This is a genomic window from Streptomyces sp. CB01635 (assembly GCF_002803065.1).
Classification (GTDB): Bacteria; Actinomycetota; Actinomycetes; order Streptomycetales; family Streptomycetaceae; genus Streptomyces.
In genome coordinates this window covers 1-13,787 of record NZ_NNBL01000015.1, presented here as the reverse complement: position 1 = coordinate 13,787, position 13,787 = coordinate 1, and the positions used below count along the sequence as shown (strand labels likewise).

General features: G+C 70.6%; 14 protein-coding genes. 10 read left to right on the top strand and 4 right to left on the bottom strand.

Annotation, left to right across the window (positions count from 1 at the left end; genetic code table 11):
• Positions 1–76: 76 nt before the first annotated feature.
• The 4 genes from CG723_RS29490 to CG723_RS29475 all read left to right on the top strand — a co-directional run bounded on the left by CG723_RS29490 (position 77) and on the right by CG723_RS29475 (position 3,870).
• On the top strand, positions 77–1,465 hold the full coding sequence (locus tag CG723_RS29490; protein WP_100596559.1) for an APC family permease: 1,389 nt from the start codon (positions 77–79) through the stop codon (positions 1,463–1,465).
• Between the two features lie 162 nt (positions 1,466–1,627).
• Positions 1,628–2,854, top strand: coding sequence for an exodeoxyribonuclease VII large subunit (gene xseA / locus CG723_RS29485; RefSeq protein WP_100596558.1), 1,227 nt, complete (start codon positions 1,628–1,630; stop codon positions 2,852–2,854).
• Positions 2,851–3,087: an exodeoxyribonuclease VII small subunit gene (locus CG723_RS29480; RefSeq protein WP_100596557.1), complete on the top strand. Its 237-nt coding sequence runs from the start codon at positions 2,851–2,853 to the stop codon at positions 3,085–3,087. Before xseA ends, CG723_RS29480 begins: the two co-directional genes overlap by 4 nt.
• 192 nt (positions 3,088–3,279) lie before the next feature.
• On the top strand, positions 3,280–3,870 hold the full coding sequence (locus CG723_RS29475; RefSeq protein ID WP_100596556.1) for a malonic semialdehyde reductase: 591 nt from the start codon (positions 3,280–3,282) through the stop codon (positions 3,868–3,870).
• Positions 3,871–4,009: 139 nt separating this feature from the next.
• Here the strand turns inward: CG723_RS29475 and CG723_RS29470 are convergent, their stop codons facing one another.
• Positions 4,010–4,531, bottom strand: coding sequence for a DUF4245 domain-containing protein (locus CG723_RS29470; protein ID WP_100596555.1), 522 nt, complete (start codon positions 4,529–4,531; stop codon positions 4,010–4,012).
• Between the two features lie 148 nt (positions 4,532–4,679).
• Between CG723_RS29470 and glpX the strand changes: the two genes are divergently transcribed.
• The gene (glpX, locus tag CG723_RS29465; protein ID WP_100596554.1) at positions 4,680–5,714 is read left to right on the top strand and encodes a class II fructose-bisphosphatase; all 1,035 of its coding nucleotides are present in this window, start codon (positions 4,680–4,682) and stop codon (positions 5,712–5,714) included.
• Between the two features lie 85 nt (positions 5,715–5,799).
• Here glpX and CG723_RS29460 read toward each other — a convergent pair whose 3' ends face one another.
• Positions 5,800–6,177 (bottom strand): WhiB family transcriptional regulator, encoded by a 378-nt coding sequence (locus tag CG723_RS29460; RefSeq protein WP_100596553.1) that lies wholly within the window; start codon positions 6,175–6,177, stop codon positions 5,800–5,802.
• Positions 6,178–6,329: 152 nt separating this feature from the next.
• Entirely contained in the window at positions 6,330–6,998 is a 669-nt protein-coding gene (locus tag CG723_RS29455; RefSeq protein ID WP_100596552.1) for a DUF1707 SHOCT-like domain-containing protein, read from the bottom strand.
• A 154-nt stretch (positions 6,999–7,152) separates the two neighbouring features.
• Here CG723_RS29455 and CG723_RS29450 point away from each other — a divergent pair, with 154 nt between their 5' ends.
• Positions 7,153–8,823, top strand: a complete 1,671-nt coding sequence (locus tag CG723_RS29450; protein ID WP_199841935.1) for a fumarate hydratase — start codon at positions 7,153–7,155, stop codon at positions 8,821–8,823.
• Between the two features lie 75 nt (positions 8,824–8,898).
• On the opposite strand, the gene CG723_RS29445 is transcribed toward CG723_RS29450, so the two are convergent.
• The gene (locus CG723_RS29445; RefSeq protein WP_199841934.1) at positions 8,899–10,422 is read right to left on the bottom strand and encodes a ricin-type beta-trefoil lectin domain protein; all 1,524 of its coding nucleotides are present in this window, start codon (positions 10,420–10,422) and stop codon (positions 8,899–8,901) included.
• Between the two features lie 116 nt (positions 10,423–10,538).
• Between CG723_RS29445 and CG723_RS29440 the strand changes: the two genes are divergently transcribed.
• The 4 genes from CG723_RS29440 to CG723_RS47935 form a co-directional block, all read left to right on the top strand.
• Positions 10,539–11,945 carry a class II fumarate hydratase gene (locus CG723_RS29440; RefSeq protein ID WP_100596687.1) on the top strand — a complete coding sequence of 469 codons (1,407 nt, stop codon included), beginning with the start codon at positions 10,539–10,541 and terminating at the stop codon, positions 11,943–11,945.
• Between the two features lie 73 nt (positions 11,946–12,018).
• On the top strand, positions 12,019–12,711 hold the full coding sequence (gene fomD / locus CG723_RS29435; RefSeq protein ID WP_100596550.1) for a cytidylyl-2-hydroxypropylphosphonate hydrolase: 693 nt from the start codon (positions 12,019–12,021) through the stop codon (positions 12,709–12,711).
• A gap of 93 nt (positions 12,712–12,804) precedes the next feature.
• The gene (locus tag CG723_RS29430; protein ID WP_100596549.1) at positions 12,805–13,545 is read left to right on the top strand and encodes a class I SAM-dependent DNA methyltransferase; all 741 of its coding nucleotides are present in this window, start codon (positions 12,805–12,807) and stop codon (positions 13,543–13,545) included.
• Between the two features lie 49 nt (positions 13,546–13,594).
• Positions 13,595–13,787 (top strand): hypothetical protein (locus CG723_RS47935; RefSeq protein WP_234374585.1); only part of this gene is annotated, 193 nt, incomplete at its 3' end.

Genomic DNA, 13,787 nt, shown 5'->3' with positions numbered 1-13,787 from the left:
CAACAGGTCAAAGATCCACCGTTTGGCGAGACTGGAAGCCCGTGCGCGACAACGTGCGCGACAAAACGGAGGCCCGATGTCCGCCCACACCGCTCCACCAGCCGGGGAAGAGGGACAGCCGCCCGCGGGAGAGGACACGCTGCGGCGCAGCCTCGGCTTCCGGGACCTCGTCGTCTACGGGCTCCTGTTCATCGCCCCGATGGCCCCCGTAGGCGTCTTCGGCACCCTCGACGCCAAGTCGCACGGCGCTGTCGCACTGGTGTACGTCGTCGCGACCGTCGCGATGGCGTTCACCGCGTTCAGCTACGCGCAGATGGTGCGGGTCGCCCCGCAGGCCGGCTCGGTCTTCACCTACGCGCGCGTGGGGCTCGGTGAGGCGCCGGGGTTCATCGCCGGGTGGATGGCGATGCTCGACTACCTGCTCATCCCGGCGGTCGCCTATCTCTTCTCCGGGATCGCGATGAACGCGCTGGTGCCGTCGGTGTCGCGCTGGGTGTGGACGGCGCTGGCCGTGGTCATCACGACGCTCCTGAACCTGTGGGGCGTGCGGGCGGCGGCCCGGGCCGGCTTCGCGGTCCTGGCGATGGAGATCGTCGTGCTGCTCGTGTTCCTCGGGTCGGCGATCGTCGTACTCGTACGCGACGGGGCGGAGCGCGGCTGGCTGTCGCCGCTGACAGGGGACGGCTCGCAGGGCGCGTTCGCGCTGTCGGCGGTCGTCGGCGCGGTGTCCGTCGCCGTGCTCTCGTATCTGGGCTTCGACGCGATCGTGTCGTTCGCGGAGGAGGTAACGGGCGGCTCGGCGAAGGTGGCGCGGGCGGTGCTGTTCTGTCTGGCGCTCGCGGGTGTCCTGTTCATCGCGCAGACGTATCTCGTAGCGCTGCTCGAACCGGTGTCGTCGGCGGAGCTCGCCGCGGACCCGGCCAAGCAGGGGTCCGCGTTCTACGACGCGATCGACGTGTCGGTCGGCGGGTGGCTGCACGACCTGGTGGCGGTCAGCAAGGCGATCGGCGCGGCGTTCGCGGCACTGGCCGGGCAGGCGGCGGCCGGGCGGCTGCTGTTCGCGATGGCCCGCGACCGGCAGCTGCCGAAGGCGCTGTCGCGGACGGACTCCGGGGTGCCGCGGGTCGCGCTGCTGTGCGCGGCGGTGGTGACGCTGGTGGCGGCGGTCTGGGCGGCCCGCAGGGACGACGGCCTCGACCATCTGGTCTCGGTGGTCGACATCGGCGCTCTCACGGCGTTCGTGCTGCTGCACGCGAGCGTGGTGGGCTGGTTCGTGGTGCGGCGCGGCGCGGGGACGTTCAGCTGGTGGCGGCATCTGATCGTGCCGGTGCTCGGCGCGGCCGTCACGGTCGCTGTGATCGTGGAGGCCTCGGGCACGGCCCAGGTGGTGGGCGCGATCTGGCTGGCGGTGGGGCTCGTGGTGCTGGTGGCGCAGAGGGGGCGGCGGGGCGCGCGGGTGATCTGACGGGACGTCCGGCTGCGGTGCGTGTACGGGCGCCGGCCCCATGCCCGTACACCCGGGCTCCGCCGCCCCATCCCCGTACGCCCTCCGTATGCCCTCCCTACGTCCTCAGTACGTCCTTCGCGTCACGGAGCGTTGTCGGTGGGTGCGGCTACGCTCACCGGCATGGCTGTGAATACGTCCGCGGACGCCCCGCTGCCCGTCGGGGAGGTGTCGCGGCTCATCGGGCGGTGGATCGACCGGCTCGGTGCCGTGTGGGTCGAGGGACAGATCACCCAGCTGTCCCGGCGCCCCGGCGCCGGCGTCGTGTTCCTGACGCTGCGCGATCCGTCGCACGACATCTCCGTCGGCGTCACCTGCTACCGGCAGGTGTTCGACGCGGTCGCGGACGTCGTGACGGAGGGCGCGCGCGTCGTCGTCCAGGCGAAGCCGGAGTGGTACGCGCCGCGCGGCCAGCTGTCGCTGCGGGCCTCCGAGATCAGACCGGTGGGGGTCGGTGAACTGCTCGCCAGGCTGGAGCAGTTGAAGAAGTCCCTGGCCGGCGAGGGGCTCTTCGCCCCGGAGCGCAAGAAGCCGCTGCCGTTCCTGCCGCAGCTCATCGGGCTCGTGTGCGGGCGCGCGTCGGCCGCCGAGCGGGACGTCCTGGAGAACGCGCGGCACCGCTGGCCCGCCGTCCGCTTCGAGGTGCGCAATGTGCCGGTCCAGGGCGTGCACGCCGTGCCGCAGGTCGTGCAGGCGGTCAAGGAGCTGGACTCGCTCGACGACGTCGACGTGATCATCGTGGCGCGCGGCGGCGGCAGCGTGGAGGACCTCCTGCCGTTCTCGGACGAGCAGCTGGTCCGGGCGGTCGCCGCCTGCCGTACGCCGGTCGTCTCGGCGATCGGCCACGAGCCGGACAACCCGCTCCTCGACCACGTCGCGGACCTGCGCGCCTCCACACCGACCGACGCGGCGAAGAAGGTCGTGCCGGACGTCGGCGAGGAGTACGAGCGGGTGCAGTGGCTGCGGGACCGGGCGCGGCGCAGCGTCGAGTCGTTCGTGGACCGGGAGGAGCGCGGGCTCGGACAGGCCCTCGCCCGGCCGGTCATGGAGGACCCGCACCGCATGATCGAGGTGCGCGAGGAGCAGGTGACGGCGCTGGCCGAGCGTGGCCGGCGCACCCTCGGGCACCTCCTCGACCGCGCCGCGTCGGAGCTGTCGCACACACACGCGCGCGTGGTGGCCCTGTCCCCCGCCGCGACCCTCAAGCGGGGTTACGCGGTGCTGCAGAAGGCGGACGGGGACGTCGTGCGCGCCGCGGACGACGTGGCGGCGGACGAGGTGCTGCGGGCGCGGGTCGCCGAGGGCGAATTCACCGTACGGGTCGAGACCGGGAACCAGGAGAGCGCATGACCACGAAGACCGACGAGGCCGGGCTCGGCTACGAGCAGGCGCGGGACGAGCTGATCGAGGTCGTCCGGCGGCTGGAGGCGGGCGGCACGTCGCTGGAGGAGTCGCTCGCGCTGTGGGAGCGGGGCGAGGAGCTGGCGAAGGTGTGCCGGCGCTGGCTGGACGGTGCGCGGGCGCGCCTGGACGCGGCGCTGGCGGAGACCGGGCCGGACAGGGGCGCGGACGAGGAGGAGTGAGGGGCGGGGGCCTGCGGACGGCGAGCGGGACGAGACGCGGCGTCAGGGGTTTGTGAAGCGGGTCACGAGGTTCCAGTTTTGGTTGAATGTTAAACGGTGCTGACGTACTGTCGTGTGCATCGGCTGGTCCGTTCGCAGCGTCGCGACGGACCGGCCGCACCCCCAGCACGTACGTATCGAGAAGGTTGATCCATGTCTCTCGTTCTTGACCCCGCCGCCCAGGACCTGCTGTTCCGCGAGGCCCGCACCGCGAACACCTTCACCGATGAGCCGGTGACCGACGAGCAGGTCCAGGCGATCTACGACCTGGTCAAGTTCGGTCCGACGGCCTTCAACCAGTCGCCGCTGCGCATCACCCTGGTCCGCTCCCCCGAGGCCCGCGAGCGCCTCGTGCAGCACATGGCCGAGGGCAACCGCCCGAAGACCGCCTCCGCCCCGCTGGTCGCGATCCTCTCCGCGGACAACGAGTTCCACGAGGAGCTCCCGGCGCTCTTCCCGCACTTCCCGCAGGCCAAGGACGTCTTCTTCGCGGAGCGCCCCGCCCGTGAGGGTGCCGCCGCCCTGAACGCCACCCTGCAGGCCGCGTACTTCATCATCGGCGTCCGCGCCGCCGGCCTGGCCGCGGGCCCGATGACCGGCCTCGACTTCGCCGGTGTCCAGAAGGAGTTCCTGGACGACGACCACACCCCGCTGATGGTCATCAACATCGGCAAGCCGGGCGACGACGCCTGGTTCCCGCGCTCCCCGCGCCTGGAGCACGACCAGGTCATCACCACGATCTGAGTGCTCCCGCCGAGCACTCCCTCCGAGTGCTCCCGCACGCTTGACGAGAAAGGCCCCCCGGCAACAGCCGGGGGGCCTTTCCCATGCGCCGAAGTGCCTGAAATCCCCGAAATCCCACGCGCCGGGATCCCTGAATCACCTACTTCGTCCGCAGCGCCTCGGCCATCTTCGTCAGCTGTGCGAACGACGCCGTACCGGTCACGACGGTCGTCGACTTGTCGCCCTTGAGCACCAGGGCGTCGTACTGGTCACCCTTGTAGCGCCGCCAGGTCTCGCCGCCGATGCGCTGCGTCGCGCTGGTCTCGGTGGCGCCCTGGCTGGCCCGGTCGATGAAGGCCGACGCCTTCTCCGTGGACTGCTCGACGCCCACGTACTGGCCGTCGGCGTCGTGGAAGCCGAGGTGCCACGCGTCGAAGTTCGAGCCCTGGAACCGCACCGACGTCGGCTTCCAGGACTTCGCCAGCCCCTCGGGCGCCGCCACCGGGTACGCCGCGGCGCGCCGCGCCGTCAGCAGCTCCACGCGGTAGTCCACGCGCTTCACCGGCGGGGTGCCGGAGTCGTCGTGCGGGACGAACACGTAGATGCCTGCCGCCGCGAGCACGGTCGCGCCCATCGAGAGGACCAGACTTCCCACGGTCTTCTTGCCTTTGGTACCTGCCACTCCCCCATCGTCGCAGGTACGTGAGCGATCACCGCACGTGGGCCCGGTCTGCTCAAACGTGGGGCCCTCTGCTCATTTTGTCGGCCTGACGATAGAGTCTGGACATCACCCTCATCCGGCCGTCGTCGTATCAGAAAGGTGCGTCTCGATGACCGAGCATCACCAGTTGCCGTCCGAACTCGAAGTCCCCGCGGAGGCTCCCGACCGGAACCTCGCCCTGGAACTCGTCCGGGTCACCGAGGCCGCGGCCATGGCCGCGGGCCGCTGGGTCGGCCGCGGCGACAAGAACGGGGCGGACGGCGCCGCCGTGCGCGCCATGCGGACCCTCGTCTCCACCGTCTCGATGAACGGCGTCGTCGTCATCGGTGAGGGTGAGAAGGACGAAGCCCCGATGCTCTACAACGGGGAGCGCGTCGGCGACGGGACGAGCGCCGAGGTCGACATCGCCGTTGACCCGATCGACGGCACCACGCTCTGCGCCAAGGGCATGCCGAACGCCATCGCGGTCCTGGCCGCCGCCGACCGCGGCACCATGTTCGACCCGTCCGCCGTCTTCTACATGGACAAGCTGGTCGCGGGCCCCGAGGCCGCCGACTACGTGGACATCAACGCCCCGGTGGCGGTGAACATCCGCCGGATCGCCAAGGCCAAGCGCGCCGCTCCCGAGGACGTCACGGTCGTCATCCTGGACCGGCCGCGCCACGAGGGCATCATCAAGGAGGTCCGCGAGGCCGGCGCCCGGATCAAGCTGATCTCCGACGGCGATGTCGCGGGCTCCGTGCTCGCGGTGCGCGAGGACAGCGGCATCGACCTGCTTCTGGGCATCGGCGGCACCCCCGAGGGCATCATCTCGGCGTGTGCCATCAAGTGCCTCGGCGGTGTCATCCAGGGCAAGCTGTGGCCCAAGGACGACGCGGAGCGCCAGCGGGCGATCGACGCGGGCCACGACCTGGACCGGGTCCTGTCGACGAACGACCTGGTCTCCGGCGAGAACGTGTTCTTCGTCGCCACCGGCATCACGGACGGCGAGCTGCTGCGCGGTGTGCGCTACCGCGCCGAGAGCGCCACGACGTCCTCGCTGGTGATGCGCTCCAAGTCGGGCACGATCCGTCAGATCGACTCGCAGCACCGGCTGTCGAAGCTGCGCGCGTACAGCGCGATCGACTTCGACCGCGCCAAGTAGGTCACGCGAAGCAGGTTCTTTCCGCTACGCGTTCGGGGCGCCCCTTTGTGCGGAGGGGCGCCCCATTCGCGTATCGGGAGGGTGGTCAGCCAGCCGCGCGGATCTGGTCGACCGAGCTCGCCGCCTTCTGGAGCTCGACCTCGCGCCGGCGCCTGCGGGCGAGGACCACGCGGCGCTCGGCGGCGGTGAGGCCGCCCCACACCCCGTAGGGCTCGGGCTGAAGGAGCGCGTGCTCGCGGCACTCGACCATCACGGGGCAGCGGGCGCAGACGCGCTTGGCCGCCTCCTCGCGGGACAGGCGGGCCGCGGTCGGCTCCTTGGACGGGGCGAAGAAAAGGCCGGCTTCGTCGCGCCTGCACACGGCCTCCGTGTGCCACGGGGCGTCCTGGTCCCGATCTCGCACTGGCCCCCGCTGCGGGGGGACGGCGGCGACCTGCAGGGACTGATGCGGCGGATGCAGCACGGTCTACTCCTGACGACGGCTTCGCGAGCGAGCGACGATGCAGCAACCTCTACCCGCTGTGTGTGCGCCTATGCACTGAGTTCCGAAGGACGGGAGTTCCCCGGCCACCGGCCGCCGTGCTTCCGCCGCGCGTCCGCCGTCCAGCAGGCGGGTCAGCTGTCGAGGTGTTTGCGCATGCGGTCGTGCAGATCGCGCAGGCGCTTGCCGCGCTTGGGCTTGGCCTCGATGTTGCCGAGGACCGCGATGCCGTCGACGTACACGACGGGCGCGTCCGGGTCGGCCGAGTCGAGAGTGTGCACCTCGAAGTTGCCGAGGACGCCGCCGCCGCTGCCGCGCAGCGAGATGTTCTCCGGGACGCGGACCTCCACGTTCCCGAAGACGGAGACGGCCTTGATCACGACCTGCTGGTACTCGAAGATCGCCTCGCTGAGGTCGATCTCGATGTTGCCGAAGATGGCGTACGCGTGCGTCCTGCGGCCCACGCGCCAGCGGCCCTTGCGGGCCGAGGTGCTGAAGACGGCGACCAGGTTCTCGTCGGCGACCGCGGGGACAGCGCCCATGGCGGGGCGGTTCGGGGCCGGCGACGAGGTCGTGGGCCGGTGCTGCGTGTGGGCGCCGGGCAGGTCCCTGACGAGCGGCTCCAGCTCGGCGTGGGTCTTGGCGCGGTACACCCCGTCGATCCGCTCGGAGTGCTCCTCCGCGGTGAGCCGGCCCTCCGCGAGGGCCTCGCGGAGGATCTCCGCGGTGCGGTCGCGGTCGGCATCGGAGGCACGCAGATCGGTCTGCGGCGCGGGCTGCTCGGAGCGCTTCTCAAGGTCCACCCGCTCAGCGTACCCAAACGCGATAGATCGCGACTAGGGGGCGGCAGCGCGAACTGAGCCTTACCTCACAGGCTCGGCCGTGCCGTCAGGTTCTACGCTGGTTGGCGCTGCCAATGGATGCCAGCTGCCACCGGCCGAAAGAGGAATGGGCGAGATGCCTGAGTTCGCGTACACCGATCTGCTCCCCCAGGGCGAGGACACCACCCCGTACCGACTGGTGACCACGGAGGGCGTCTCCACCGCCGAGGGGCCGGACGGCCGTACGTTCCTGAAGGTCGAGCCGGAGGCGCTGCGCAAGCTCGCCGAAGAGGCGATCCACGACATCCAGCACTACCTGCGCCCGGCCCACCTCGCGCAGCTGCGCCGCATCATCGACGACCCGGAAGCGTCGGGCAACGACAAGTTCGTCGCCCTCGACCTGCTGAAGAACGCGAACATCGCGGCGGCCGGCGTGCTCCCGATGTGCCAGGACACCGGCACCGCGATCGTCATGGGCAAGCGCGGCCAGAACGTCCTCACGGAGGGCGGCGACGAGGCGGCCCTCTCCCGCGGGATCTACGACGCGTACAAGAACCTCAACCTGCGCTACTCGCAGATGGCCCCGCTGAACATGTGGGACGAGAAGAACACCGGCTCGAACCTGCCGGCGCAGATCGAGCTGTACGCGACCGACGGCGGCGCCTACAAGTTCCTGATCATGGCCAAGGGCGGCGGCTCGGCCAACAAGTCCTTCCTCTACCAGGAGACGAAGGCGGTCCTCAACGAGGGCTCGATGATGAAGTTCCTGGAGGAGAAGATCCGTTCGCTCGGCACGGCGGCCTGCCCGCCGTACCACCTGGCGATCGTCGTCGGCGGCACGTCCGCCGAGTACGCGCTGAAGACCGCGAAGTACGCCTCCGCGCACTACCTGGACGAGATCCCCGCCGAGGGCTCCGAGCTCGGCCACGGCTTCCGTGACAAGGAGCTGGAGGAGAAGGTCTTCGAGCTGACGCAGAAGATCGGCATCGGCGCGCAGTTCGGCGGCAAGTACTTCTGCCACGACGTGCGCGTGGTGCGCCTGCCGCGGCACGGCGCGTCCTGCCCGGTCGCGATCGCCGTCTCCTGCTCGGCCGACCGCCAGGCCGTCGCGAAGATCACCGCCGAGGGCGTCTTCCTGGAGCAGCTGGAGACGGACCCGGCGCGCTTCCTGCCGGAGACCACGGACGAGCATCTCGACGAGTCGGGTGACGTCGTGAAGATCGACCTGAACCAGCCGATGGACGACATCCTCGCCGCCCTGACGAAGCACCCGGTCAAGACCCGCCTCTCCCTGACCGGCCCCCTGGTCGTGGCCCGCGACATCGCGCACGCCAAGATCAAGGAGCGCCTGGACGCGGGCGAGGAGATGCCGCAGTACCTGAAGGACCACCCGGTGTACTACGCGGGCCCGGCGAAGACCCCGGAGGGCTACGCGTCCGGTTCCTTCGGCCCGACGACGGCCGGCCGCATGGACTCCTACGTGGAGCAGTTCCAGGCGGCGGGCGGCTCCAAGGTCATGCTGGCCAAGGGCAACCGCTCGCAGCAGGTCACCGACGCGTGTGACGCGCACGGCGGCTTCTACCTCGGCTCGATCGGCGGCCCTGCCGCCCGTCTCGCGCAGGACTGCATCAAGAAGGTCGAGGTCGTCGAGTACGAGGAGCTCGGCATGGAGGCGGTCTGGAAGATCGAGGTCGAGGACTTCCCGGCGTTCGTCGTCGTGGACGACAAGGGCAACGACTTCTTCAAGGACCCGGCCCCGGCCCCGACGTTCACCAGCATCCCGGTGCGCGGCCCCGGCCTCGCGTAACACCTGACGCACGGCAGAAGGGCCGCCCCGCCGACTTCACGGCGACGGGCGGCCCTTGTGCTGTCTGCCGGAAGGTCAGGCGAACCGCTGGCCCGCCGAGCCGTCGCAGTTCTGGAGCCGTACGTTGTCCTTCGCCGAGGCGAGGGTCAGGCACAGGCCCGTCGAGGCGGCCGGGCGCAGGGTGTCGCCCTGGCGGACGAACTGCTGGTTGGTGCCGCCGTGGCAGTTCCACAGGACGAGGGCCGTGCCCGCCCTGTAGGCGCTGTCGGGGACGTCCACACAGCGGTCCTGGGTGAGTTCGGAGTGCAGGGACCGGCCGGCCGTGTCGTACCACCAGCCCTGGTTACGGGTTCCCGAGCAGTCCCAGCCGATGACGGCCGTGTTGTTCGCGCTGCTCGCTCCCTTGGCGTCGGCGCACGTGCCGGTGCCCGCGTTCTTCAGTGGCCGGTAGGCGTCGTCCCAGCCGCCCTTGTAGAGCTTGGGGGTGCCGGTGCTGGCCGGATCGGCGCAACCTGCTTCCTGGTAGCCGGAGTTGTAGAGCTGGGTGAGGCAGGAGGCGAAGGCGCCGTGGCCGCGCACGTTCGGGTGGAAGGACTGGCGCACGGAGTTGGAGTCGGGCGGGAACGGGTTGGAGATGTCCACGTAGAGGCCGCGGGCCCAGGCGTCCTCCATGCAGACCTCGTGGCCCTGGAAGAGGCGGGAGTTGTCGAGGTAGACGGCGCCGGACTCCTGGGCGGCCTTGCGCATGCCGCGTTCGAAGGCGGGCACGGCGGCGTTTCGGCCCCAGGCGGCGTCGGAGTCGTAGCCGAGGCAGCCGCCGGGGAGCTTGCCGGGGAAGCCGGGGTTGTCGTGGATGTCGGGGCCGATGGGGCTGGGGTAGCCCATGACGACGATCTTGTAGTCGCTGTCGGCGTAGCCCGCGCCGCGCATCACGGTCTTCAGGTCGGCGACGGTCGACTCGACCTTGGGCACGAGCCCGTCGACCCTGGCCTGCCAGCCCGGCGCGTACTTGGGCTCGCACGCGCCCTGGAGCGTGAGGTAGCGGGTCACGCAGTCGGTCATGACGGGGCCGAACTGGAGGTCGTCGTTGGCGCCCGCGACGAGCACGATCATCTTGATCTTCGTATTGCGCGCCTTGACGGCGAGAGAGTCGCTCTGCACCAGCTCGTCGGCGTACTGCTTGCTGCCGCCGATGCGGATGTTGCCGGTGTACGCACCCGAGCAGGAGACGTTGTACGTCTCGTCGGCCGGGATCCCGGTGCGGTGGATGGCGGAGTCGGGCGAGCGGTGGCACCAGTTGTTCGGCCCGTTCGTGCCGGCCTCGTAGGTGCCGACGCCCTCCCCCGAGATCTCGCTGTCCCCGAGCGAGATGAGGGCGGTCCTGCGGTCGGCGAGGGGCCGTTCGGCCGGGTCCCCGTAGAGCTTGACGGCCTCGGCCGCGCGGATCTTCTCCAGGTCCGGCGGGAGCGGGCTGGTGGCCGCGGCGGCGGGTGCCGCGGACGCGGTCGGCGCGGTCAGGCCGACGAGTGCGGCGGCCGTCGCCGCGACAACGGCGACGGCGCATCTGATGCTGGGTCTGGTGCGGTGCAGGACGTTCATGACGCCTCCCCGATTTGGGTGTTACCCGAGGTATTTACTGGCGGGTAAGAGGCTTGGGAATAGCCAGAACAAGACAAGTGCTCACGTTTTACGGAGGGATGACGATGACGACGGCGATGAATGACGGCGGCGGCGACAGCGGCCGGTACCGGATCGAGCACGACTCCATGGGCGAGGTACGGGTCCCCGTGGACGCCAAATGGCGGGCCCAGACGCAGCGGGCCGTGGAGAACTTCCCCATCTCGGGCCAGCGCCTGGAGCGCGCCCACATCGAGGCGCTCGCCCGCATCAAGGCGGCCGCGGCCCATGTGAACGCCGAGCTCGGCGTCGTGGACAAGGACATCGCGCAGGCGATCGCGGAGTCGGCCGGCGAGGTCGCCGACGGGCGCTGGGACGACCAGTTCCCCGTGGACGTCTTCCAGACCGGCTCCGGCACGTCGTCCAACATGAACACCAACGAGGTCCTCGCGACCCTCGCGACGGAGCGCCTCGGCCGCGACGTCCACCCGAACGACCATGTGAACGCGTCCCAGTCCTCGAACGACGTCTTTCCGTCGTCGATCCACATCGCGGCCACCGCCGCCGTCACCCATGACCTGATCCCGGCGCTCGGCCATCTGCGGGCGGCCCTGGAGCGCAAGGCGGACGAGTTCGCCGACGTCGTGAAGTCGGGGCGTACGCACCTCATGGACGCGACGCCGGTGACCCTCGGGCAGGAGTTCGGCGGGTACGCGGCGCAGGTCGCGTACGGCGTCGAACGCCTTCAGGCCTCGCTGCCACGCCTGGCCGAACTGCCGCTCGGGGGAACGGCGGTGGGCACGGGGATCAACACGCCGCCCGGGTTCTCGGCCGCCGTCATCGCGGAGGTGGCGCGGACCACGGGCCTGCCGCTGACCGAGGCGCGCAACCACTTCGAGGCGCAGGGCGCGCGCGACGGCGTCGTGGAGACGAGCGGGCAGCTGCGGACCATCGCCGTCGGCCTGACGAAGATCGCCAACGATCTGCGCTGGATGGCGTCGGGACCCCGCACCGGACTGGCCGAGATCAGCCTGCCGGACCTCCAGCCGGGCTCGTCCATCATGCCGGGCAAGGTGAATCCGGTCATTCCCGAGGCGGTGCTCATGGTCGCCGCTCAGGTCACGGGGAACGACGCGACGGTCGCCGCCGCGGGCGCCGCGGGGAACTTCGAGCTCAACGTCATGCTGCCGGTCATCGCCAAGAACGTCCTGGAGTCGATCAGGCTGCTCGCCAACGTCGCGCGCCTGCTCGCCGACCGGACCGTGGACGGCATCACCGCGCACCGCGAGCGCGCCCGCGAGTACGCCGAGTCGTCACCGTCCGTGGTGACCCCGCTGAACAAGTACATCGGCTACGAGGAGGCCGCGAAGGTGGCCAAGAAGTCGCTGGCCGAGCGGAGGACGATCCGCGAGGTCGTCCTGGAGGGCGGCTACGTGGAGCGCGGCGACCTCACGGTCGAGCAGCTCGACGAGGCGCTGGATGTCCTGCGGATGACGCGCCCGTAACAGCGTTCGGCGACTGACCGAATTCGTGACGCGCACCGCGGCGTCATGTGTCGGGGGCACCTAATATCTGTCCATGACGGACCGGACGAGCATTCTGGCAGGTGAGACCGACGGCAGCGTTGGGCGCTGGGCGCCCGGCAGCCGGATTCTGTGGCGGTACCGGACGAACGGCGGGGACGGCTTCCACATCTGCCGCCCTGTCACGGTCGTCGAGGACAGCGCCGAGCTGCTCGCCGTGTGGCTGGCACCCGGCACCGAGTGTGTGAGACCGGTCCTGGCCGACGGCACACCGGTGCACGAGGAGCCCCTGGCCACCCGGTACACGAAGCCGCGCACCGTCCTGCGCGACCGGTGGTTCGGCACCGGCGTCCTGAAGCTGGCGCGGCCCGGCGAGCCCTGGTCGGTGTGGCTGTTCTGGGAGCCGGGCTGGCGGTTCAGGAACTGGTACGTGAACCTGGAGCAGCCGCGGGTGCGGTGGGCCGGCGGCGTGGACTCCGAGGACCACTTCCTCGACCTGTCGGTCTACGCGGACCGCACCTGGCGCTGGCACGACGAGGACGAGTTCGCGCAGGCGCAGATCGCGGGCCTGATGAGCGCGGCGCAGGCCGAATCCGTACGGAGAGCGGGACGCGCCGCGGTCGAGGTGATCGAGGGCTGGGGGCACCCGTTCCCCGACGGCTGGCAGCACTGGCGGCCCGATCCCGCGTGGCCGGTACCCGCGCTTCCGGGTGACTGGAACCGTACGCCCGCGCATGTGTCCTCATGAGACCCTTGATGCGCCCCCGTGGTTCAAACGTAGGATCGTCCTCCGGAAGTGCGCACAGGTACAACTCTTCGCGCTTGCAGCAGGTCTGACACGATGTCAACGAGGTCATCGAGGGGCGGCGGGACCGTGAGTCACGGCAGCGAGGGTTACGAGACGTACGGGAGCGGCCGCCGGACCCCGGCGCCGGACCGTACGGGCCAGGCCGAGGCCTTCGACGCGATCGGCGCCCGCTACGACGACGCCTTCCCGCACAAGGAAGGCCAGTTGGCCGCGGTGGACGCGCTGCTCGCAGGCCTCGCACCCGGCTCGCGCGTGCTCGAGGTCGGCTGCGGCACGGGAGTTCCGACGAGCCGTCAACTGGCCGACGCGGGGCACTCCGTGGTCGGCGTGGACCTGTCGGCCGGCATGCTGGAACTCGCCCGCAAGAACGTCCCCGAGGCCGAGTTCCACCAGCTGGACATCGCGTCACTGAGACCCGAACCCGGCCAGGAGCAGGGCGAGTTGGGCGAGTTCGACGCCGTCACCTGCTTCTTCACGCTGCTGATGCTGCCGCGCACCGAGATCCCTGCGGCGCTGCGGCTGCTGCGCTCGATGCTCCGGCCGGGCGGGCTGCTCGCCCTGTCGATGGTCGAGGCCGATCTGGACGACACAGAGATTCCGTTCCTGGGGCACACAATCCGGGTATCGGGTTTTCTGCGGGACGAGCTGCGCCAGGTCGTACGCGACGCGGGACTGGAGATCACCGGCGAGCACACGTACGCATACGCTCCGGCGAGCACCGATGTACCACCCGAACACCAGCTGTTCTTCAACTGCCGGCGTGCCGGGAAGTGAAGCGGCACGTCATCAGGCGCGCAGCCCAGGACGGACGGATTCGAAACGCGTGACGGAGCACCCCACCTCCCACGAGGGCCGCCGGCCGGCCGCCCGCCCCGCCGCCCCCGCGGACCCCCGCGGGGCCCTGAGGCGCGCCTCCGACGCGCTCCCCGCACAACAGGGGCGCCCCGGAGCGACCGCGTCCGCCGACGACGCCGATCCCGCGCGCCGAGGGCCCGCGTCGGGCGCCTCCGTACCGC

Coding starts and splice junctions, on each gene's coding strand:
- CG723_RS29490 (WP_100596559.1), top strand. CDS start 77: ATGTCCGCCCACACCGCTCCACCAGCCGGGGAAGAGGGACAGCCGCCC.
- xseA (WP_100596558.1), top strand. CDS start 1,628: ATGGCTGTGAATACGTCCGCGGACGCCCCGCTGCCCGTCGGGGAGGTG.
- CG723_RS29480 (WP_100596557.1), top strand. CDS start 2,851: ATGACCACGAAGACCGACGAGGCCGGGCTCGGCTACGAGCAGGCGCGG.
- CG723_RS29475 (WP_100596556.1), top strand. CDS start 3,280: ATGTCTCTCGTTCTTGACCCCGCCGCCCAGGACCTGCTGTTCCGCGAG.
- glpX (WP_100596554.1), top strand. CDS start 4,680: ATGACCGAGCATCACCAGTTGCCGTCCGAACTCGAAGTCCCCGCGGAG.
- CG723_RS29450 (WP_199841935.1), top strand. CDS start 7,153: ATGCCTGAGTTCGCGTACACCGATCTGCTCCCCCAGGGCGAGGACACC.
- CG723_RS29445 (WP_199841934.1), bottom strand. CDS start 10,422: ATGAACGTCCTGCACCGCACCAGACCCAGCATCAGATGCGCCGTCGCC.
- CG723_RS29440 (WP_100596687.1), top strand. CDS start 10,539: ATGAATGACGGCGGCGGCGACAGCGGCCGGTACCGGATCGAGCACGAC.
- fomD (WP_100596550.1), top strand. CDS start 12,019: ATGACGGACCGGACGAGCATTCTGGCAGGTGAGACCGACGGCAGCGTT.
- CG723_RS29430 (WP_100596549.1), top strand. CDS start 12,805: ATGTCAACGAGGTCATCGAGGGGCGGCGGGACCGTGAGTCACGGCAGC.